Source organism: Pseudomonas viridiflava (genome assembly GCF_900602065.1).
GTDB lineage: Bacteria > Pseudomonadota > Gammaproteobacteria > Pseudomonadales > Pseudomonadaceae > Aquipseudomonas.
The window spans coordinates 144,265-165,510 of record NZ_UWFN01000285.1; the positions used below are offsets into that span (position 1 = coordinate 144,265).

At 56.6% G+C, this 21,246-nt stretch carries 17 protein-coding genes; 7 read left to right on the forward strand and 10 right to left on the reverse strand.

Going from position 1 to position 21,246, the window contains the following annotated elements; all coding sequences use genetic code 11:
- The first annotated feature begins 56 nt into the window (after positions 1-56).
- Complete coding sequence (locus tag EE949_RS18990) at positions 57-3,575, forward strand: glycosyltransferase (protein ID WP_122665700.1); 3,519 nt, start codon at positions 57-59, stop codon at positions 3,573-3,575.
- 66 nt (positions 3,576-3,641) lie between these two features.
- Here EE949_RS18990 and EE949_RS18995 read toward each other — a convergent pair whose 3' ends face one another.
- From EE949_RS18995 to EE949_RS19025, 7 genes are all read right to left on the reverse strand, one after another.
- Positions 3,642-4,664 carry a ketoacyl-ACP synthase III gene (locus tag EE949_RS18995; protein ID WP_122665701.1) on the reverse strand — a complete coding sequence of 341 codons (1,023 nt, stop codon included), beginning with the start codon at positions 4,662-4,664 and terminating at the stop codon, positions 3,642-3,644.
- A 5-nt stretch (positions 4,665-4,669) separates the two neighbouring features.
- Positions 4,670-5,311: an acetyltransferase gene (locus EE949_RS19000; RefSeq protein WP_122665702.1), complete on the reverse strand. Its 642-nt coding sequence runs from the start codon at positions 5,309-5,311 to the stop codon at positions 4,670-4,672.
- On the reverse strand, positions 5,308-6,072 hold the full coding sequence (locus tag EE949_RS19005) for an SDR family NAD(P)-dependent oxidoreductase (protein WP_162874710.1): 765 nt from the start codon (positions 6,070-6,072) through the stop codon (positions 5,308-5,310). Before EE949_RS19005 ends, EE949_RS19000 begins: the two co-directional genes overlap by 4 nt.
- Entirely contained in the window at positions 6,073-7,164 is a 1,092-nt protein-coding gene (locus EE949_RS19010; protein ID WP_122665704.1) for a 3-oxoacyl-ACP synthase III family protein, read from the reverse strand.
- 61 nt (positions 7,165-7,225) lie between these two features.
- On the reverse strand, positions 7,226-7,435 hold the full coding sequence (locus tag EE949_RS19015) for an acyl carrier protein (protein WP_122665705.1): 210 nt from the start codon (positions 7,433-7,435) through the stop codon (positions 7,226-7,228).
- 236 nt (positions 7,436-7,671) lie between these two features.
- Complete coding sequence (locus EE949_RS19020) at positions 7,672-8,364, reverse strand: sensor histidine kinase (RefSeq protein WP_122665706.1); 693 nt, start codon at positions 8,362-8,364, stop codon at positions 7,672-7,674.
- Positions 8,361-9,965, reverse strand: a complete 1,605-nt coding sequence (locus tag EE949_RS19025) for a response regulator (RefSeq protein WP_122665707.1) — start codon at positions 9,963-9,965, stop codon at positions 8,361-8,363. The genes EE949_RS19020 and EE949_RS19025 overlap by 4 nt, the downstream gene beginning before the upstream one ends.
- Before the next feature lie 432 nt (positions 9,966-10,397).
- Here EE949_RS19025 and EE949_RS19030 point away from each other — a divergent pair, with 432 nt between their 5' ends.
- Entirely contained in the window at positions 10,398-12,800 is a 2,403-nt protein-coding gene (locus EE949_RS19030; RefSeq protein WP_122665708.1) for a TonB-dependent receptor, read from the forward strand.
- Positions 12,801-12,866: 66 nt separating this feature from the next.
- On the opposite strand, the gene EE949_RS19035 is transcribed toward EE949_RS19030, so the two are convergent.
- Positions 12,867-13,760 (reverse strand): LysR family transcriptional regulator, encoded by an 894-nt coding sequence (locus EE949_RS19035; protein ID WP_122665709.1) that lies wholly within the window; start codon positions 13,758-13,760, stop codon positions 12,867-12,869.
- 94 nt (positions 13,761-13,854) lie between these two features.
- Between EE949_RS19035 and EE949_RS19040 the strand changes: the two genes are divergently transcribed.
- Positions 13,855-15,021: an MFS transporter gene (locus tag EE949_RS19040; RefSeq protein ID WP_122665710.1), complete on the forward strand. Its 1,167-nt coding sequence runs from the start codon at positions 13,855-13,857 to the stop codon at positions 15,019-15,021.
- An 89-nt stretch (positions 15,022-15,110) separates the two neighbouring features.
- On the opposite strand, the gene EE949_RS19045 is transcribed toward EE949_RS19040, so the two are convergent.
- Complete coding sequence (locus tag EE949_RS19045; RefSeq protein ID WP_122665711.1) at positions 15,111-16,028, reverse strand: LysR family transcriptional regulator; 918 nt, start codon at positions 16,026-16,028, stop codon at positions 15,111-15,113.
- 248 nt (positions 16,029-16,276) lie between these two features.
- Here EE949_RS19045 and EE949_RS19050 point away from each other — a divergent pair, with 248 nt between their 5' ends.
- The 4 genes from EE949_RS19050 (at position 16,277) to EE949_RS19070 (ending at position 20,096) form a co-directional block, all read left to right on the forward strand.
- On the forward strand, positions 16,277-17,116 hold the full coding sequence (locus EE949_RS19050) for a pirin family protein (RefSeq protein ID WP_122665712.1): 840 nt from the start codon (positions 16,277-16,279) through the stop codon (positions 17,114-17,116).
- A 73-nt stretch (positions 17,117-17,189) separates the two neighbouring features.
- Positions 17,190-18,269: an alkene reductase gene (locus tag EE949_RS19055; RefSeq protein ID WP_122665713.1), complete on the forward strand. Its 1,080-nt coding sequence runs from the start codon at positions 17,190-17,192 to the stop codon at positions 18,267-18,269.
- A 419-nt stretch (positions 18,270-18,688) separates the two neighbouring features.
- Positions 18,689-19,093, forward strand: a complete 405-nt coding sequence (locus tag EE949_RS19060; protein ID WP_240350673.1) for a MarR family winged helix-turn-helix transcriptional regulator — start codon at positions 18,689-18,691, stop codon at positions 19,091-19,093.
- Between the two features lie 265 nt (positions 19,094-19,358).
- The gene (locus EE949_RS19070) at positions 19,359-20,096 is read left to right on the forward strand and encodes an NADPH-dependent F420 reductase (RefSeq protein WP_122665714.1); all 738 of its coding nucleotides are present in this window, start codon (positions 19,359-19,361) and stop codon (positions 20,094-20,096) included.
- Between the two features lie 118 nt (positions 20,097-20,214).
- Here EE949_RS19070 and EE949_RS19075 read toward each other — a convergent pair whose 3' ends face one another.
- The gene (locus EE949_RS19075; RefSeq protein WP_122665715.1) at positions 20,215-21,165 is read right to left on the reverse strand and encodes a LysR family transcriptional regulator; all 951 of its coding nucleotides are present in this window, start codon (positions 21,163-21,165) and stop codon (positions 20,215-20,217) included.
- Between the last annotated feature and the right edge of the window lie 81 nt (positions 21,166-21,246).

Genomic DNA, 21,246 nt, shown 5'->3' on the forward strand with positions numbered 1-21,246 from the left:
TTGCATGTGCGCCTGAAAGGCTTGCCGTTTCTACCCTATTCCTACCTGGTATTCAGATGAACTATCCAAGCCTGGTCAGTATTGTTATCCCGGCCTACAAACCCGATTTCTTTGAAGCGGCGCTACTGAGTGCCCTTCGCCAGAATCACGATGATGTCGAAATCGTCGTTTGCGACGACTGCCCCACTGACGCGATCCAGGTAATTGTCGAAAAACTCGGAGTGAACAGCCGCTGGCCCATTCGTTACTTCAAAAATGAAGTAGCACTGCGCGAAGCTGCCAACGTGGCACGAGGCATCCGCGAAGCCCGCGGTGAGTTCATCAAGTTTCTGTACGACGACGATATTCTGGTCCCGGACTCTGTCCGGCTGTTGTACGACGTGCTACACGATAGCCCCGATATCAAGCTGGTAGCGTCTGCACGTAAACGCATCGATGGCGAAGGCAACTTCCTGCCTGATAACCTTTCAACTCTTTACCCTTTCGGCCAAAACGTCGTGTTGAATGGCCCGGAACTGGTTTCGTTTCTCTGTCAGACCCCTGTAAATTTCATCGGAGAGCCCAGCTCGGTCTTGTGCCGCCGCAGTGATGTGCTGCCCTTCGGTCCAGACCTCATGTCGCTGGAAGGAACGCCTATCTGGTCGTTTGGCGACGTTGCGCTGTATGTGAAGCTCCTCCGCCAGGGCAACCTGGCCATGCTCGCGCGCCCGTTGTCGTATTTCCGCGTCACGGGGAACCAGAGTACCCAGGCGTTCGTCACTGACCCGACACTCGCACGCGAAGGCCACGCCAGCTTCCACCGCATCACTCGTGAGCTGGGCTGGATGCGTCCTGTTGACTCAAACACCACTGTGAAAATCGCGCCGTTGTCCAAACGTGACGATGTTCAAGAGATGCAGTTGCTCAGCTACTTCGACCGCCGCCCGGCGGCAGCGGTCAACAATAAACAGATCATTGCTCGCCTCGACCAACACAAACCCTCTGCTGCGCAGCAACAGTTGCTCCGTGACTATCTGGCAATTCAAGACGGCGGCCCGGCGATAGCCATTGTGATTTCCGATTTTGGCAACCAGCCCGAGCACGTACTGACGACCCTGCAAAGCCTCGCCTCAGAAAATCCACTGCTGGACCGACTCAAGGTATTTATCCTCGCAGATTACGACAGCCAGGCGCAGAGTGCCTTGCAAGCCCAATTGCCGTGGTTGTCGGCAACTCTGGAAAGCCGCCCTGAGGTCATCAATAACCTGATGCAGGAAAACAACCATGACTGGTGGGTCATGGTCGATGCCGGCGTCACCTTCACCAACAGCGGCCTGTTGTGCGCGGTCATGAAAGCACTGGACTCACCGGGTTGCGATGCGGTGTTCGGCGATGAAGTGTCGCTCGACAATCAAGGGGCTGCCACTCTCGCTTTCCGACCCGACTTCAATCTGGACTATTTGCTGAGTTGTCCCGCCGCCACGAGCCGCCATTGGCTGTTCAACAGACAGGCGGCATTGAATGTCGGTGGCTTTAACCCGGTTTATGCCCACGCAATGGAATTCGACCTGATCCTGCGCCTGATCGAACACGAGCAGTTCGGCTCCTTCGCTCACGCCTCGGAACCGTTACTGATTGCGGCTCAATCGGCTCAACGTGACAATCCGGATATGGCCGCGGCGCTGCAGCGCCACCTGCACGCGCGCGGTTACGACAATGGTCAGGTGCACGGCATCATTCCCGGCCACTACCGCGTGAAATACGGACACACCAGCCTGCCGCTGGTCTCTATCATTGTTTCAGCGCAGGATCAACTCGGTACCCTCCTGCCCTGCATAGAAAGCATCCTGCAAACGACCACTTATCCGCATTACGAAATCATCATCAGCGACAACAATAGTCAGAGTTCAGAAACAGTGCAGTGGCTGCTCAGCATTGACTCGATGCAGTCGGGCAAAATACGCGTACTGCGTCATGACAAAACCCTGAGTGCGTCGGCCATCAGAAACTCGGCAGTCCAGCACGCGCTGGGCGAGTACGTGCTAATGCTCGCAAATGACTTGTTTGTTGTGCAGGCGGACTGGCTGGAGAATCTCCTCAACCACGCATTGCGACCGGAAGTTGGTGCGGTCGGGGCAAAACTGGTTGCGCCCGACGGCAGCATCGAACATGCGGGGCTGATTCTGGGACTCAGCGGCACGGCTTCGCCGGTCAATGCAAGCGAAAGCACTGGCGCAGGCTATATGCAGCGTCTGATCAGCGACCAGAGTTACAGTGCGGTCAGCGGTGATTGTCTGTTGGTCCGCAAAGCGTTGTACGACAGTCTGGAAGGCCTTGACGAGCATCTGTTTGCGACACGTTACAGCGACGTCGACCTGTGTCTGAAGATCCGCAACAGTGGCCATCTCGTGCTGTGGACACCTCACGCAAGCCTGGTTCGCGGGGGGACAACCCCATCTACCGCAGATGCGGCATACGACGATCAAACCCGCGCGCTGTATGACACGTGGCTGCACTATCTGGCTTGGGACCCTGCGTACAATCTGAACTTCTCGTTGCAAGCACCGAGCTTTACGGCTCAGCCCGACCCCGAGCTGGCGTGGCGCCCTCTGATTCACCGACCGTTACCGGTTGTGTTAGTACAGCCTGCCGACCAGTCCGAAAGCGGACGTCGCATCAGCGGACCGCTGAATTTGTTGCGAGATACGCGAGCCATCGATGGTGTGATGTGTCATTCATCGCTGAACATCCCGGAAATTGCTCGCCTGAGTGCTGACACCATTGTCGTTCAGCGACCACTAAGCGACACCGAGATCTTGTCCCTCTACGCAATCAGAACCCACATCAACGCATTCGTCGTTTACGACCTGAACCAATTTCCGTCATTCAGTCCGCTGGACAAAAAAGCGGCCCCGTTTGCCGCGATACAAGCTTCGCTGCAGTTGGGCTTTGAGCAGGTAGACCGGGTGACGGTACCGACCTTCGCCCTTGCTGAAATCTTGTCCGGGTTGCATGAGGACATCCGCGTCATAGAAACCAGACTCTCGCCGGTCGTTTGGCAAGGTCTGAGAAGCATCCGCAGAACCCGGGACAAACCTCGTGTTGGCTGGGTCGGCACAGCCGATCAAGGCGCAGACCTGCTACTGATCGAAAGTGTGATTCGTAAACTCGCCGATAAGGTCGAGTGGGTCATCATGGGTCCTTGCCCCGCGCGCCTGCGCCCTTTCATCCATGAGTTACGCAGCCCTGTACAAGACTCGTTGCTACCTGGCAGCCTCGCCAGCCTCAACCTTGACCTGGCACTGGCGCCGGCTCAGGACCATCTGATTAATCAAGGCAAAAGTCCGATAAGCCTGCTCGAATACGGCGCGTGCGGCTATCCAGTCATCTGCAGCGACATTCTGTGCTATCAGGGCAGCCTTCCTGTCACACGCGTCAGGAATGAACCTCAGGCCTGGATCACCGCCATAGAAGCCCACATCGAGCAATTGGACACCTGCGCGCGGCTGGGCGACGAACTCAAACGTGAAGTTGAGCAGAACTGGATGATGGATGCTGACTATCTGCAGACCTGGCAGGAAGCCTGGACCCGCTGAATCAGCAGTTACTGAACAGGGCCCGAAAGGGTCCTGTTTTTTATGCGACTGCCTGCCAATGAATGATCACCAGCGAATTACGCACGCCCCCCACGAGTAGCCCACGCCGAACCCGACAGCGGCCATGATCGTGCCCGGCTTGATGACGCCTTTGCTCAGCGACTCTTTCAGCGCAATCGGGATAGTGCAGGATACCGTATTGCCGCTATGTTCGAACTCAGTGACGAACTTCTCCACCGGCAACTTCAAACGACGCCGCAACGACTCAAGCATGAACTGGTTGGCCTGATGAAACACAAACAGGTCCATGTCTGTGGCAGCCAGCTCTTCATCAAACAGCGACGCAAACAACTGCGGGACACGCGTCATCGAGAACTCGAAAATAGCTGGGCCATTCATATACAAATCGGCATCAGTTCGCACATTGCCGCTGTCGTCGCGATGCTCGGCGGGTTCCAGATTGGATGCAGTCGGGCGACGGGCTCCGCCAATCGGAACAATCAGATTCTCCGAACCGGCTCCGTCGCTGCCATAACGGAAGCGCTCCAGATAAGGTCCGCCCTCGCCTTCATCGGCAACGATCAAGGTAACGGCGGCTGCGTCACCAAACAATGTACGGACGCTTTTGTCCTGGGGATTGATGTAACGGCTGTAAGTCTCGGCAGTGACCAGCAAGACCTTCTTGCACTGGCCTGACTCGATCATGCCTTTGGCTATGCCCAAGCCATACACATAACCGGAACAGCCCTGATTGAAGTCAAACGCTGCACAGGTTGTAGGCAATTGCAGACGGTGCTGCAAGACACACGCAGTGGCGGGCAACAGATAATCTGGACTTTGAGTGCAATAAATCAGCGCGTCGATCTCGCTGCGCTGAACGTCGCTGTTGAGGAACAGCTTCTCGCATGCCCGAAAGGCAAGGTCAGAGGCGGTTTCCGACGGGTCGATAATCCGCCGCTCACCGATACCGGTCTTGGCGAATATCTTGTCGACGTCCCATTCTGGAAACTCCCTGCTGAGCGTTTCGTTATCCAGCGAGTGTGAGGGCAACTCGTATTCGATATTCCGGATTCGGGCATGGTAGGTCATCTGTATCACCCTGAGATACGTTTGGCAGGAACGCCGAAGACTGTAGTGCCGGGAGCGACATTGCGTATCGCCACACTTCCGGCACCGATTACCGCCTGGCGGCCTACCTTGACCTTCGGCAGAACACTTGCGTGCGTGCCCATGAAGACCTCGTCTTCAAGAACCACTCCACCGGTTACATCACATTGTCCGCTCAAGGTGCTGAAATCACCGATAGAAGCGTCATGACCTATGGTGCAAGAAACATTGATCGTGACGAATGCGCCAACGGTTAGATCAACCGAAAGTAAGGAAAAAGGACATACGACTGTCCCTTGACCAATGGTGACATTAGCTCCAATAACAGCAGAAGGGTGGACAAGGCTAAAAAATACCGCCCCTTTCGCGAGCAACTTTTCGACAACCTTGCGCTTATCTGCCGGGTTGGCGATTGCACATACAAGATGCTCGTCAGGCTGAGGAACATAAGCATCCACGGTCGAAATGATGTCGGGATAATGATTGAACCGGTTCAACGAACCTTCACCATCGTTGATGAATCCGACGATACTCCAGCCAGGATTAACGTGTACCCAGTCAGTAAGCCACGCGTGTACCTCACGCCCGAAACCGCCCGCGCCAACAATCAGCAGCTTTTGACTATTCATTGCGCAAGGTACCCCCCGTCGACAACCAGTGAAGTGCCGGTCACCCACCTGGCAGCCGGAGAAAGCAGATAATTGACTGCGTACGCGACGTCGAGAGCCTCGCCAATACCCAGAGCATGTTTCTGGGCAATATCGGACATCGCATTTTCCCCCACAAGCTGGTCAAGGCTCTGGGTCATCTCACTATTAACAACCCCAGGGGCAACGGAATTAACCCTGATTTCCTCCCGTGCAAGCTCCAACGCTGCAACCCGCACCATAGAATCCATCGCGCCTTTACTTGCGCAATAAGCGAGCAGCGCTGGTTCGGCGACACGGGCCATCACAGAGGAAATCAGAACAATGCTAGAGCCCCTGTTGCAAACTCCCTTTTGCCGAAAAGCCTTGATTAGCAGAAAACTTGAGGTCACGTTAGTGGCCATAAGGGTGTCCCAGTGGTCAAGACTGAGTGCCCTTATCGGCATAGGCATCAATACTCCCGATGCGTGAACCAAACCATCGAACGGGGTGGAACTGGACTTGACCAGATTTTTCATCCAGAGAGGGACATCTTCACCACTAAGGAAATCAAAGGGAGCAATGCAGTGACCCTCACCGTAAAGCTGACCGAGGGTCTCTTGCAATCGCTCTTGATTGCGGGCGACCAAAGTGATTTTCGCGCCTTGTTTACTGAGCCAGATAGCCACTTGCCGGCCAATCCCTGATGAGGCCCCCGTTACCATTATCGATTTCCGGCCCAAGGAGAAAGGATTAACGTCCAATCAGTTGACGCTCCCTTGCTGTTCCATAATTACAACCGGGCTTATCCAGGTATCGACAAGCGATAAAACACAGCCGGCCCATGAATAGCCGACGCCAAAACCAGCAAGCATATATCGGCCATTTAAATAAGGCCCTGAATCACTGCTCATGCAGAGCGCCAGCGGAATAGACACTCCGCTGGTATTGCCGACCGTCTTCATGTTCAACACGACCTTCTCGTGCGCGATGGCGATTTTTTTCGCCAAATGCTCCAACATGAACTTGTTGGCTTGATGGAATACATATTTATCAACACCGTCACTGCCGCTCTCAACGGCTTCGTGCAGCGCCTTGACCATCCCGGGGATTCGCGCCAGCGTAAAGGCGAATATTTCGGCACCGTTCATATACAAATCGAATGGCCCCCGCACGCCCTCTTCCGAGGTTGACCTGTCGTTGCCCGCAGGATCTCGAAAAGCGCCGCCTGGAACAATCAGGTTTTTCTCGCCGCGTCCATCACTGCCAAGCACGAATGGAATGGCATCGGCTTGCGGATCATGATCAAGGAGCGTCGCGGAACCTGCGTCGCCAAACAATGCGGCGACAGTACGATCGTCTTCGCCTACTAACTTGCTGATCGTATCGCCGACGAGCAGCAGAACGCGCTGGCTCGCGCCTGAAGCCAGTAGAGACGAAGCCAGCCATAGACCGTATACGTAACCTGAACAGCCCAAGCCGACATCAAACGCAGCCGTGGAAATATTCAATCCCAGACGTTGCTGCAATGAGCAGGCAGTAGCCGGAAGAACGTGATCACGTGTCTGAGAGATGAAAATCAATGTATCGATGGTGGACCTGTCTATCGCCAGATCGTTTATCAAACGTTCAGCAGCAACCAGACAAAGATCGGATGCGCACTCAGTATCAACTACATGACGAGACTCGATACCGGTACTGCTCATGATTTTGCCGATAGCATCTGCGCCGAACCTTTCGGCCAGGTCAGCGACTTTCGCCACAGAAGGAGGCAGCGCACATGCGATGCCACTGACTATGACCTGCGAAATCGTGCGTACAGGATAGTTTTCGCCAGTTGGCGACATGTTACTCATGGAACGCCCTCTTGCTTACTTCAACGGGCCTGAGCAACTTCGAAGCTCAGGGAGCAGAGGTTTACTGCGAAATGACCAGTGCAACGACATCATCCACAGTCGCGCAGTTACTCAATCTGGATGCGGACAGAGTGATGCCCAAGTGCTCATCCGCCAACGCCATGAACGCCACGACCGCAATAGAATCCCAATCCAGTGGTTGACCTCGCGCCACAGTCCCTTCGTCAGCTTCCATAGCCTCTTCGATCAACTTGATTACTTTGTCTTCCATCGTCTCAACTCCCGAAACGAACCGCAGAATAGGTTCGCGCCAGCCTAATGCCAGCGCGTTTAAGGGTAGAAGCAATAATCGAACCAAACAGCGGTGGAGGCCTGTGCACCCACCGCAGCATGATAAAGGCGCCGGGAGTAACGGGGCAGAGAGAGAGACGAAGACAATAAAACGACGATTGCGACGCCTCTGAGCAGGACAACCGATAATGAGGTGTCAAAAAATCAGCGGAAGGATCAAGGCAAGAAAATACTAAACACGCCCCCACCCAACGGACCACCATTAGCCAGCTCAATCCGCCCATGCACGCCGTTGCGCTGATGCTGCTCGGCGATCCGTGCGGCGAAATAAAGGCCCAGCCCCGTGCTGCCACTGACCTGGTTGATGCCCAGTGCATAGTCGGCCTGTTTCTCAATCATGCTGGCCGGGTAGCCCGCGCCATCGTCATTGATGACGATGCACAGTTGCCCTTCTTCCTCGCTGACCGTAATGGCAATGGTCTTGCGCGCATAACGTATGGCGTTAACGGTGATATTGCCCACCACCGTGCCGATCAATTCACGGTCAAAGAAACCCAGCGGGATGAGCGCATCCACTTCACAGGTGGCGACGATACCGCGACTGTTCAGCACTTCCTGATGATGCGCCAGCTGGCCTTCGATGAAATCGTCCATTTCATGATAATCAGGACGCAGCGGCAACTGATTGACGTCCAGCTTATAGAGACCCAGCAGTTGTACGAGCATGCCGTTGAGCCTGGCAAACTCATACTCGATAACACCGTGCTCGGGTGTATCGCGCTGCGCATCGGTCAACTGTTCGAGCCACCGATTGTGGGACTGGCTCAATGTCGACAGGGAGTTCTTCATGTCATGCACAGTCGAGGCAATAACCATGGAGAAATCCATACTCGCTTCGTTTTCGCTCATGCTCCAAACGCCTTGCTCTGCAGTTTTTGATAGCGCTCGAAACGCGGATCGCTCTCGGGCATCTTGCCGACCATTTTCAGGCAACCGCGACACTCCTCCAGCTTCGCCGCGCTGGGTGCCGAAGCCATGGAGTGGAGCAATGCCTGCGCCAGGTTCAAGGCGATACTGATGTTCTGGGCCTGCAGCGCCAATGCGCGACGGAACAGGTCCTGCGCCTCGTCCAGATTGCCAGCCTTGTACGTGCGAACGCCCTGAATATTGAGCTCGATGGCAGCCTTGTTGGCCCCAAGAATCGTCGGATCATCCGTTTGTTTGGCGATGTTCTTCATCACCAGAGGATCATCACCATAGATCTCGGCGCAACTCTTCAGCACGCTGGCACCCGCCTCGGTCTGACCCAGGTTCTGCAGCTGTGAGGCGACAGCCAGTGCTGCGTCAGCACTGAGGAACTGCTCCATATCCTGCAACCGGCCGACGGCATCCGCGGTCAGCTTGGCCGCCATCTCCGGATCCGAATGCTTCACGCTGGCGGCCTTCATCAGCCGCGTGCGGACCTGAAGCCCCTGATCAGTGCCGTTTTCCTTGGCGACCTCACTGAGCGTCTGATTGATCTCCACACGTGCGCGCGCATCAAGCCCCTGATCGCCGCCACGGGAAATCAATGCCTGGGCAAAACCGAGGTTGGTTTCAGGGTTTTTGAAGCGCGAAAACTGGCCCTGATTGACCGCTTGACGATAGGCCTTGGAAGCGCCCTCGAAGTCATTGTTGTCCAGCGCCAGCTTGCCGAGCAGCGTCTGTCGACGCACCGCCAGCGGCGAAATCTTCACGGCGTCTTCCAGCACCTTTTGCGCACGGACGACATCGCCACGCGCAACCAGCGCTTCGGCCAGGCCGTCGTACAGGATCGGCATGCCGGGAAACGCTTTCACCGCAGCATCGAAGACCGCTTGGGCATCGGCGTGCTTGTTGCGCTTGAGCATTAAATTGCCGAGTGCGGCATACGCCCAAGGCGCCGGGCGATCGGCAAGAATGGATTTGAGCAACGCTTCAAGGGGTTCATATTGTTTAAGGTCACGCAGCGCATCGGCCTTGTAACGCAGACATAACGGCGCGTAACGCGGGTCCTGCTGGGTCAGCGCCACACAGGCGGCCAGCACTTCAGCAGGTTTGCCGCGGTCCAGTGCCTGCAGAATTGGCTTGAGCAAGCCTTTACGCTGCACCAGCTTTTCAAGACGCTGGGCCAGACCTGCGCGGTTGAACGGCTTGGTCAGATAGGCATCCGGCTCCCACTCCAGCGCGCTCATCACCATCGCCTGGCTGTTTTCAGCCGTGACCATAACGAACACGCTCTCGTGGCTCAGCAAGCGGTCGACCATCAGGTCTTCAAGTACGTGCTGGCCGTTTTTCTTGCCGTCACCGAGGTTGAAGTCATGCAGGACAAAATCGTAGCGCTTCTGCGAACACATCTTCAGCGCCTGCTCTCCGGTGTCGGCGGTGTCCACATCCCTCACCCCCAACTCGCGCAACATAGAGCGCACCGAGCTGCGGAAGTCGGAGAAGTCATCGACAATCAGAAAACTCTTTTGGTTGTACGCCAGCATCAGGGGTCCTGTCAGGGAAGAAAGAAGATGAGCCCAAAGGCAAACATATAGACGGGTCCAGCTTCGCTGCCCATTTTTTTTTGGCGCGCAAAAACCAGTTAATAGCACTACGCCATTAAGCAAATTCTACACCAAAGCCCTGCTCCATGGCTCTGATCGGCGGGTTGAGAGCCCAACCCGTCCTCTACGTTTCAACATCGCAGGGGACTCAATGGGTTTCACCGACACAAGGTTTATCGGCACCCTGTCAATTTTCTGGAGCCAGAATTATGTCTGGTGAACATGTTTGGGTTAGCGCCCTGCGAAGCCCCGAAAATCCGCAGGGGGTAACGTTCAAAAATGCTTTCTGTAAAAACTTGCATAACCCCTGTCCCTTTTTTTCATCTCACTGGTCATCCCGGGTAAGTGAACAAAATACGAGAGCTTACTTCCATGCCCCCAGCGTCGCCTTATCGTTTGCGCCCCTTGCTGCATTTCAGCCTGTTGCTGACATTGAGCTCTAGTCCGTTCTTCGCCTCTTCCAGCTGGGCACAAGACGAAGATCGTCGCACTTACGAGGTGCCAGCCAGCAGCCTGGGTGCTGCGCTGACCCGCTTTGCAGGTCTGGCTGGCGTTAACCTGTCGGTCGATCCCGCTCTGTTAAGCGGTCGTACCAGCGCCGGTTTATCGGGCGACTATGCGGTAGAGGAAGGTTTCTCACGTTTGCTGCAGGGGTCCGGCCTGCAGCTGGTGCCAGTGGCGGATCATGCCTATACCTTGATCCCGGCTCCGGAAGGCAGCAGCCTGCAACTGGCGCCCACCTCGATTCTGGGTGCCGCAGGTTCTACAGATGGTCAGGCTTATGCCGGAGGCCAGGTAGCCCGCAGAGGCTCGCAAGGACTGCTCGGCTCGCGGGACTTCATGGACACGCCGTTCAGCATGACCACCTACACCAGCAAGACGGTCAAGGATCAACAGGCCAGAACCCTGGGCGACCTGGTCGCCAGCGATCCTTCGGTACGCGCGACCAACCCCGCAGGCGGGCGTTACGAACAGTTCACCATCCGCGGCCTGAGCCTGTTCAACAGCGACGTGTCCTATAACGGTCTGTACGGCATTTTGCCGACCTACACCATCGACATGGAAATGGCTGACCGGGTCGACATCCTCAAAGGCCCGAGTCAACTGGTCAACGGCATATCACCGCGAGGCAGCGTGGGTGGCGGCATCAACGTGGTGCCCAAGCGCGCCACGGATAAGCCCATCACCGAGCTCACCGGCAGCTACGCCTCCAATAACCAGCTGGGAACCGCCATCGACGTCGGCCGCCGGTTTGGTGACGAAGGCAAGTTCGGCATCCGCTTCAACGGCGTCAAGCAATCAGGCGACACCGAATGGGACCACCAAAGCGTCGACCGGGAGATGGCGGTGCTGGGTCTGGATTTCCGTGGCGAACGCCTGCGGCTTTCAACGGACATTGGGCATACCGAACGTGAAACCGACGCCCCTCAGGAGCGCGTGCAAATATCTGCCGCGGCAAAAGTGCCCAACGCCAACGACGTGCGTCGCAACTACGCGCAAGCCTGGAGCCAGGCGCGCACCAAAGATACCTTCGGCGCAGTAAACGCCGAGTATGACGTCAGCGATTCGGTCATGGTCTATGGCGGCGTCGGCGCGCGTAAAAGTAACCACGACTTTCTCCGCCATGCGGTTTCAATCCTCAATGACGCGGGCGACTTCAGCGTCCAGCCTCGCGACTTCACCCGTGACGAAAATGTCCGCACGGCCACCACGGGTGTGCGTAACTGGTTCCAGACCGGTCCTGTGAGTCATGAGGTCAATCTGGCCGCCAGTTACTTCTACATGGACTTCGAAAATGGCGGCGCTCGCTATGCCGCGTCCCCGAGCAACCTGTTCGATCCGGTAGCGACGCCTACACCCGGCAATCCCACACGACAAGACCCAAAGGTTTACACAGAGAGTCGCTACAACAGCGTGGCCTTGTCCGACACCCTGGGCTTTTTCGATGACCGCCTGCTGCTGACACTGGGTGCCCGCTGGCAACGAGTTGAGGTCGATGACTGGAGCGATAACGTCAAAGGTGATACGGGCTACAACGAAGAGAAGATCTCACCCTCGGGCGGCATCCTCTACAAAGTGACCGATCAACTCTCGGTATATGCCAATTACATGGAAGGTCTGAGCCAGGGCAAGATTGCTCCTTCTACCGCAAGTAACGCAGACGACATCTTTCCGCCCTTCCTCAGCCGTCAGGTTGAGGTGGGCACCAAATACGACCTGGGCACCTTCGCTTTCACCGCCAGCGTCTTCAGAATCAAACAGCCGGCTTACGAAAGGAACGAGATCTCCACCCGCTTTGGTCCAAACGGCAAGCGTGAAAACACCGGCGTTGAGCTGACCATGTTCGGCGAACCCCTCAAGGGCTTTCGCCTGCTCGGCGGCGTGATGTACATCGACAGCGAACTGACTGGCACAGTCAACGGTGCATTCGACGGTAAACGCGCGCCCGCTACACCTGAATATAACGTCAACCTGGGGGCCGAGTGGGACGTGCCGAATGTTCAGGGCCTGACCCTGACCGGCCGCGGCATTTACTCCAGTTCTCAGTACCTGAACCAGGCCAACACCAAGGAAATCGATTCGTGGGAGCGCTTCGACGTAGGCGCCCGCTATGCGTTCAGGGTTGACGACAAGGACGTGACGCTGCGCGCTAACATCGAAAACGTCATGGATAAACGCTTCTGGAGTTCAGCAGGTGCGTCGGATGACAGCGAACCAGGCTTGACGCTGTCCACGCCGAGGACATATCTGGTTTCGGCGACGATCGGATTTTAAGCAGCTAACGTTATGGGCTGCCCAGGGATGGGCACCCGGCAGCGGCGCAACTCTTGAGAAGCCACCTCACATCCGGTGATGTTCCAGTAAAAAATCCACGAACAAACGCACCCGCGCCGGCATTGCCGAGCCACCGACGAAAACCGCATGAATCGGTTCCAGATCGCCGGGATTCCAGGCTTCCAACAGCGGTATCAGATCGCCGCGCTGCAGATCCTCCCTCACGCTGAACTCACCGATACGCGCGATGCCGGCACCTACTCGCGCGAATTGCGCCAGCGCTTCACCACTGCTGCATTCAATGTTGCCGCTGACTTTCAAGGAAAACTCCCGTCCGTTGCGGAGGAACGGCCAGTTGGGTTCGGCACGCCGAAAGTTGAAGCGCAGGCAGTTGTGCCTTAGCAAATCTTCCGGTTCCTGTGGAATGCCATGGCGCTGCAGATATTCGGGCGATGCCACCACTATCTGGCCGGTATCGCCGACTCTTCGCGCAGTCAGCGGGCTGTCGGGCAGATGGCCAAAGCGTACCGCCACGTCGGCCTGCCCGCCGAGAATATCGACCACTTCATCTCCAAGAGTGAGGTCGACAACGATATTCGGGTAGCGGGCGCTAAATGCTGCCACCAACGGGACGATGGCCTGACGTCCATGACCAAGAGCGGCGCTGACCCGCAATCGCCCCCGTGGCACGCCCTGATCAGCAATGGCCTCTTCGACCTCGGCCATGTCGGCCAGGATACGCCGGGCACCACGCAGAAAAGCCTCACCCTCGGCAGTGAAGGTAATCGCCCGAGTGGTGCGCAACAACAGACGGGTGCCGAGACGTTGTTCGGTACGCGCGATGATCCGACTGACCGCCGAGGGTGTCAGCCCCAACGCACGCGCTGCGGCCGATAGGCTGCCCTCCTGCGCCACCATGGTGAATATGCCCATCTCACCTGACCTGCCGTGATAATCCATTTGTGCTTCCTACGCAAAGGTGATTGCCAAAAACACTATCTACCGCGTGAAAACTCAAGATCGTAGCATTGGCGGCATAGATAAGGAGCCTTTCATGCGTATAAACCCACCCCTTGTTGCACTCGCCATTGGTGCCTTCGGCATCGGCGTTACAGAGTTCGCCCCCATGGGCATGTTGCCGGGCATCGCTGCCGATCTCGGCGTATCCATTCCTGCCGCCGGTTTGTTGGTCAGTGCTTACGCCTTGGGCGTGCTGCTCGGTGCGCCACTGATGACCCTGACCACCGGCAAGATTCCAAGACGCTATCTGCTGATCGGACTCATGGCGATTTTTACTCTGGGTAATCTGATGTCTGCTTTGGCTACCGATTACTACAGCCTCATGGTCGCCAGGGTGGTGACTTCACTGAACCACGGCGCGTTCTTTGGCGTTGGCTCCATCGTCGCCGCCAGCGTCGTCGCCCCGGAAAAACGTGCCGGTGCGGTTGCGGCAATGTTCATGGGCCTGACCCTGGCGACCATCGGCGGCGTGCCACTTGCCGCATGGTTTGGCGAACTGTTCGGCTGGCGCACCGCGTTCTGGGGCATTACCGGCCTCGGCGTAGCGGCCATGGCCGCATTGTGGTTTGCCCTGCCCAACCTGCCAGCACCGCAAAGCGTCAGTGTGATGGACGAAATCAGGGTACTGGGCCGCGGCCGCGTGCTGGGTGCCTTGGCCCTGACCGTAGTCGGCTCGGGTGCAATGTTTACCGTCTTCACCTACATCGCGCCAATCCTCAGCAGCGAGACTCACGCCTCTACCGCGTACATCACCGCCATGCTGGTGCTGTTCGGTGTGGGGTTGACGCTGGGCAATATGTGGGGCGGCAAGGCCGCCGACCGCTCGATAGATCGCACCCTGATCGTTTCGCTTAGCGTGCTGATTGTCGTCCTGCTGGCCTTCACCGTTTTGATGCGTTGGCCGCTGCCTGCCGCCGTTGCCATCCTGATATGGGGTATCGCCAGCTTCGCTCTGGTGCCGCCACTACAGATGCGTGTCATGGAAGCGGCGAAGGACGCGCCCAACCTGGCCTCGGCGGTGAACATCGGTGCCTTCAACTTCGGCAACGCCATTGGTGCGGCTCTGGGCGGAGCGGTGATCAATGCCGGGCTGGGTTATCCGGCGATTTCCCTGGCTGGAGCGGCAATGGCAGGCCTTGGACTGCTCATGGTATTGGCTTTTGCCTGGCGTTCGAGAGCGATCGCAACTGCGGTAGTGTGACGATGTGTGGGGGCTTTGATGAGTGGCGACCAACAGCCGATCAAGGACTCCCAGCGGCAGACACTCTTTGGATGCCTGATCAAAGTTCGTTAACTAAAAACCGCCGCGGGAAATTTCTGCTCTTCCAGCTTCTCCATCACCAACCCGATGAATGCGGATACCGCTAACGGCAAATGCTGCCGACTGGGATAAAGCACATGCAGGCCGTACCCGGTGCGGTGGTATTGGGGAAGCACTGAGACGAGGCGACCTTGCTGGAGATCAACTTTAGTCATGGCGGACGGCAGCAAGGCAAGGCCAAGTCCGGCCAGGGTTGCTTTACGCAAGGCCTGGGCGGTGTTGCCATTGAAGCGGCTAGTGATTCGCACCTCTTCCTCTGCACCGCCTGGCCCATGAAGAAGCCAGGTGGTGACGCCGCTCGGGTGAGCAAAACTCACACAGTCGTGATCGACGAGGTCTTCCAGGGTGGCTGGCACGCCTCTTTTCCTCAAGTAACCGGGGCTGGCAACCAGCCCCTCGTTGCCCGATTCAAGAAGTTGACGACCGACATAGCCTGAGTCCTGCAACGCGCCACCGCGAAACGCGATGTCGATCCGGTCGGCAATCAAATCGGCGCGCGCATCGCTCAGTACGAAGTCGAGATGTACCCGTGGATACGTGTCGAGAAAATCGGCCACCCATTCCATGGGGAAGAAGTCGAAGAAATCAGCCATGGCCGCAATACGAACGGTGCCACTCGGTTCCTGACTTCCCGTCATCAACTGCTGCCCAGCGTTAATCAAACCTTCCACTGCCCCACGGCATTGCTCGTGAAAAGCCTCGCCTGAGTGGGTAAGCGTGAGCTTGCGCGTGGAGCGCTGCAGAAGCCTCGTGCCGAGTTGAGCCTCAAGCTGCTGGATGCGTCGGCTTAAGGTGTTGGAGGGCATTCCAAGCTGTCGAGCTGCTTCAGCGAAGCTGCCACTGCGTACTACTTGTACAAATAGCGCGACGTCATTCAGGTCAATCACGTGATCGCCACTCCGCTAAAAAATGGATCAGTTCAATCCAATTATGCCATCTAATAAAGCAATCAAAGGACACATATCCTTGAGCCATTGCTGAGATTGACCTCCAACTACCGGATCCCTGAGTTAACCCCAGTCCGGCAACAACGAGAGCATTTCACTCATTAAACGCATCTGCCCCAGGCAAACGAAGCTCTGCTTGACGACGTTACCTTGCGGGCAATGGTGCTCGATATTCAGAGAGAAAACATATGACCGCCACCACCGCAGTTCGACCACGCAGCATTGTCCATCGTACCGAAGGCAGAACACATGGCCCCATCACGCGACTTGTCAGCCCTGGTGATCTGGGCGAGCTTTTGAAGCCATTTATTTTCCTGGATATTTTCAGCCTGAACGCCGGGGGCGGTAAGTCGAGTTTCGGCATGCATCCGCACTCAGGGATCGCAACCGTTACCTTCATGACCCAAGGCGATGTAGTTTATGAAGACACCACCGGGGCGACAGGCTTATTGCTGGCCGGGGGTGTTGAGTGGATGCAGGCCGGCAGCGGGGTGTGGCACGACGCTACGCTAGCGAGCGATTCCCCAATCCAGGGATTCCAACTCTGGGTCGCATTGCCTCCATCGCTGGAAAACGCGCCTGCCGTGAGCGTCTATCTCGCACCCTCCCAAGTTCCTCAGGCAGGCCCGGCCCGTGTGCTTCTGGGCCGTTATGGGGATGCTCAAAGCTTGATCGAAGCCCCGAGTGACATGAACTATCTCGCCGTGAATTTGAAAGACGGTGAGCACTGGCGCTACACACCACCGTCCGGTCACACCATTGCCTGGCTGGCTGTCAGTTCAGGAAGTGTGGACGCAGGTGCAGTGATAGATACCGGCGAACTCGCCGTGTTTGAAGAATCGGAGCACCCCATCAACTTCATCGCGAAAGGCGATTGCACCTTCGTGATGGGCTCGGCGGTAAAGCATCCGTATGACCTGATAACGGGACACTACTCGGTTCACACGAGCAAAGCAGCTCTGGCGCAGGGTGAACAAGGAATACAGCAGATTGGCGCGCGCTTGCGACAGCAGGGACGGCTCAAATAGCAGCTTTTGACCTTAGCGCGATAACCGTTTCGACAACCACTCATCAATATTCCTACTCATACAGAGACACGTCATGACTACGAGCAATCTCGACCTTCTTTTGTCTCCCACGCAGATCGCAGCCCTCCCCCTGAAAAATCACATGGTTATGGCGCCGCTAACGCGAAGCCGTGCCGGGGATGGCGATGTCCCGACGTCCGCGGCCGTCGAGTATTACCGTCAACGTGCCGGTGCTGGTCTCATCATTACTGAAGGTTCTCAGGTCTGCGCTCAAGGCAAGGGCTACATGAGAACACCCGGGATCTTCACCTCTGAGCAAGTCGCCGGCTGGAAACATGTCACCGACGCCGTGCACGCAGAAGGTGGACGGATATTTCTCCAACTCTGGCACGTCGGGCGCCTGTCCCACTCCCTGGTACAGCTCGACAATCAGCTTCCGGTAGCACCTTCGGCGATCAAGACTGATGGCGAGATCTACACGCCAGAAGGACTTAAGCCTTATGAAGTACCACGGGCCCTGACCGTAGATGAAATATCCGGGGTAATCGCTGACTTCCGCCAAGGTGCTGAAAACGCGAAACGTGCGGGATTCGACGGTGTGGAAATCCACGCGGCAAACGGTTACTTGATCGATCAGTTCCTGCGCGATGGCACCAACTCCCGAACCGACTCTTACGGCGGCGCTGTAGAAAATCGTGCCCGGTTCCTCAGGGAAGTCGTGGAGTCGGTCATCGAAGTATTCGGGGCCAGCCGCGTGGGCGTTCGTCTGTCGCCAATCTTCAATTACTTCTCCATGAGCGACAGCAATCCCCAGGCGATTTTCAACTACACAGCGAAAATGCTCAGCCACTATGGCCTGGCGTATCTCCACGTCGTTGAACTCGGTGCAGGGTCATTCGATTTCAGGGAGCTGAAACGTCGTTTCGGCGGCACCTACATCGCCAACGGGGGCTATGACGCAGAACGCGCAGAAACCTCGCTCCGCGAAGGAAATGCTGACCTGGTGTCGTTCGGCACAGCGTTCCTCGCCAACCCGGATCTGGTGGAGCGATTCAAACAAGGTGCGGTACTGAATAACGCAGACCCGACCACCTTCTATCAGGGTGAGGAGCGCGGGTACACGGATTATCCGACGTTGGCTGAACTCGGATAAGCAATACATAAATCGACAAATAGGCAAATAGGCACAGACACGCCAACCTATAGCGCAGCCAAAGCAGCAGTTCATTCACTCAAACTAGAGGCCCCTCAGTCGAAGTTATCGAGCTTGCGCCATTACGATTTGCTGAGGCGAGCGGCTCACCTGATGAGTTGTTGAAAATGCTGGCGGATAAAGCCACCGGCAGCGTGACACTGGTTTGGGGGGAGTGCTTTGTGCGTCCAGGCAGGCGGTCTTCGCCTGCTTGTAACACCGTCATCCCCTCAGGGCGGTCAGCCAAAGGGGACTTAGCCCGTCAGGCCATTCGTCGCGCACAGACAGCGACGGTTGACAGCCAGAGTCCGCTTCCCAAATATATAGCGCACTATACAATAGTGAGCTATTCAATGGACTCAAATCGGAAACATGTGGGTATGCAGCTCTCGTTTGCGCTCTATGCGGCAGCAAATCGGATGGTGCGCTTGCACAAACCCTACCTGGAACCGCTGGGCCTGACCTTCCCGCAGTACTTGGTCATTCTGGAGCTTCTAAACGGCTCTCCACTTTCTGTGGGAGCTCTTGGAACCCGCCTGGCGATGGACGCTGGAACCATAACGCCATTGCTGAAGCGGCTTGAAGCTGCCGGACTCGTCACTCGCACACGGGATCCCGCCGACGAGCGCCGCGTGATGATCGATCTGGCGCCTGATAGCCACAGGCTGGAAGCTGACATTCGGGGAATCACCAGCAAAATCAAGTCAGCCTGCCAGCTTGATGAACGGGGTATCGACGAGCTTCGGCACACGCTCGATGCGCTCGGCCATCCGGCAACCGACTGAGCATTTCTCACACTTGAACAAAGAGGAATTCATGACCATTTCAATGGCGAGATTCGATGCTGATACAGCGATGGACGATACCCTGCAATTTCAGAAAACAGTCCGCACGCGGCGGTCTTTTCGTGGCTTTCTAGACACGCCTGTACCCGACCGAGTCAGAGGCGACAGGCGTACACACCCGAGCGTCTGCGCGACACGCTAGTTCATTTGCACATCCAGCGAGGCTGTCACGTCAGCATTGGCCGCAAGTCAGGAGGTTATTTAAATGAAAATCGGAATTATCGGCGCAGGCAATATCGGGACGACCCTGGCCCGCAAGCTCGCGGCATGCGGCCACGAAGTGAAATGGGCAAACTCGAAAGGCCCGCAGAGCATTCAAAGCCTTGCCAATGAAATCGGCGCACACGCAGTGACCAAGGAAGAGGCAGTGTGCGGAGTAGACGTCGTGATTCTTTCCATCCCCTTCGCAAACTATCCGGATCTAAAGCAAACGTTGAGTGGTGTGAGCAGGAAAACCGTTGTCATTGATACATCCAACTACTATCCAGGCCGTGATGGGGCGATCAAGGACGTTGATGATGGCAAGCCCGAAAGCGTCTGGGTAAGTGAGCAGATTGGCCGTCCGGTGGTTAAGGCATGGAACGCCGCCCTCGCAGCGACCCTTGCCGACAAAGGTCAACTAGCCGGATCCTCAACGCGCATCGCCCTGCCTGTAGCGGGAGGAGACACAACCGCCGAGGCCATCGCACAGGATCTTGTGGAGGACACCGGCTTTACCGCGCTGGCTTCTGGCAGTCTTGAAAATTCGTGGTGCCAGCAACCGGGCACGCCGGCTTACTGTACCGAACTGACATTGTCGGAGCTGAAGTTGGCGCTGCAGGCTGCAGATAAAGCACGGGCACCTCAAAACCGTGACGCACTGATGGCCAGGTTCATGGCTGCCGGCAGTCACTTCACCCATGAGCAAATTGTCACCCTGAATCGCGATATGACTGCCCGATGACTTCTTCAGGCGGGATCCATAACCAGACTCCCGCTTTCGTAATCAAATCGCCAAAGCCAGCTTTTTACACAGAACATTTACCGTGCAAACGGATGGCGAAATCCACGACTGTCTCAGTTTAAGCATTTCCCATCTTGCGGCCATTTGCCTGATCCTGAGGCTGCTCCCATGGTGGACAGGGTGACCACGCATCGACCAGCTTGTCGATGAACAGACGGATCTTGGGAGAAAGATGTCGCTTACTGGGATAGATGATCCGGATAGGCTCTGCTGCCTCGGCGTACTTCGCGAGTACTTGAACAAGCTTGCCAGTGCGTAGTTCCTGGCTAACCACGTACGAAGGAAGTGTCGTAATGCCCAAACCCGCCATCGCGGACTGATGCAGCGCCTCAGCACTGTCCATCTGCAGCCGTCCACCCTGAGTGAAAGTCAGCGTCTGCCCGTTCACCCGAAAATTCCACGGAAGCAGTCTTCCTCCACTAACAAAATGCAGACACTCGTGGGTGGATAACCCCTCGGGTGTTTCAGGCTCTGGATGCTCAGCGAGATAGTCCGGTGACGCACAGGTGATCATCTGCTGATACGCCACAGTGCGGGTCAGTAATCGAGAATCCTCCTTGGGTGGGCCAATACGCATGGCCAGGTCAAAGCCCTCATCAATGAGATCCACCAGTCGGTCGGAAAACGTAACGTCGGCACTCAGCGAAGGCCACTCCCTCAAGCAATACTCAATGTGAGGGAGAACGTGAAGCCTGCCGAGCGCAACTGGCAGACTCATGCGCAATCGGCCACTAGGTGTCGAGCGTCGAAAAGCCAGTGCGTCCTCAACATCGTCCAGATCATCAAGGATGCCGACACAGCGCTCGTACAGAACCTGACCGTCATCCGTCAGGCTCAGACTACGGGTTGTACGGTTGAGCAACCGCACCTGCAATCGAGCCTCCAGCCTGACCACCGATTTACCGACTGCCGAACGGGTAAGACCTAGTTGCCTGGCCGCAGCGGTAAAGCTCCCGGCATTCACCGAGCTTACGAAAGCGGCAATGTCGTTCAGGTTGTGGATTTCCATACAGTTTCAATCGCTCCAGGCCGGGGCGCCGTGGCACCTTGTATGGGGAACCCTATTCCCCAATTGAAGGAATAATATCTC

Excerpts from the sequence above, each read along its gene's own strand:
- EE949_RS18990 (WP_122665700.1), top strand. The coding sequence starts at position 57 with ATGAACTATCCAAGCCTGGTCAGTATTGTTATCCCGGCCTACAAACCC.
- EE949_RS18995 (WP_122665701.1), bottom strand. The coding sequence starts at position 4,664 with ATGACCTACCATGCCCGAATCCGGAATATCGAATACGAGTTGCCCTCA.
- EE949_RS19000 (WP_122665702.1), bottom strand. The coding sequence starts at position 5,311 with ATGAATAGTCAAAAGCTGCTGATTGTTGGCGCGGGCGGTTTCGGGCGT.
- EE949_RS19010 (WP_122665704.1), bottom strand. The coding sequence starts at position 7,164 with ATGAGTAACATGTCGCCAACTGGCGAAAACTATCCTGTACGCACGATT.
- EE949_RS19015 (WP_122665705.1), bottom strand. The coding sequence starts at position 7,435 with ATGGAAGACAAAGTAATCAAGTTGATCGAAGAGGCTATGGAAGCTGAC.
- EE949_RS19020 (WP_122665706.1), bottom strand. The coding sequence starts at position 8,364 with ATGAGCGAAAACGAAGCGAGTATGGATTTCTCCATGGTTATTGCCTCG.
- EE949_RS19025 (WP_122665707.1), bottom strand. The coding sequence starts at position 9,965 with ATGCTGGCGTACAACCAAAAGAGTTTTCTGATTGTCGATGACTTCTCC.
- EE949_RS19030 (WP_122665708.1), top strand. The coding sequence starts at position 10,398 with ATGCCCCCAGCGTCGCCTTATCGTTTGCGCCCCTTGCTGCATTTCAGC.
- EE949_RS19035 (WP_122665709.1), bottom strand. The coding sequence starts at position 13,760 with ATGGATTATCACGGCAGGTCAGGTGAGATGGGCATATTCACCATGGTG.
- EE949_RS19040 (WP_122665710.1), top strand. The coding sequence starts at position 13,855 with ATGCGTATAAACCCACCCCTTGTTGCACTCGCCATTGGTGCCTTCGGC.
- EE949_RS19050 (WP_122665712.1), top strand. The coding sequence starts at position 16,277 with ATGACCGCCACCACCGCAGTTCGACCACGCAGCATTGTCCATCGTACC.
- EE949_RS19055 (WP_122665713.1), top strand. The coding sequence starts at position 17,190 with ATGACTACGAGCAATCTCGACCTTCTTTTGTCTCCCACGCAGATCGCA.
- EE949_RS19060 (WP_240350673.1), top strand. The coding sequence starts at position 18,689 with ATGCAGCTCTCGTTTGCGCTCTATGCGGCAGCAAATCGGATGGTGCGC.
- EE949_RS19070 (WP_122665714.1), top strand. The coding sequence starts at position 19,359 with ATGAAAATCGGAATTATCGGCGCAGGCAATATCGGGACGACCCTGGCC.
- EE949_RS19075 (WP_122665715.1), bottom strand. The coding sequence starts at position 21,165 with ATGGAAATCCACAACCTGAACGACATTGCCGCTTTCGTAAGCTCGGTG.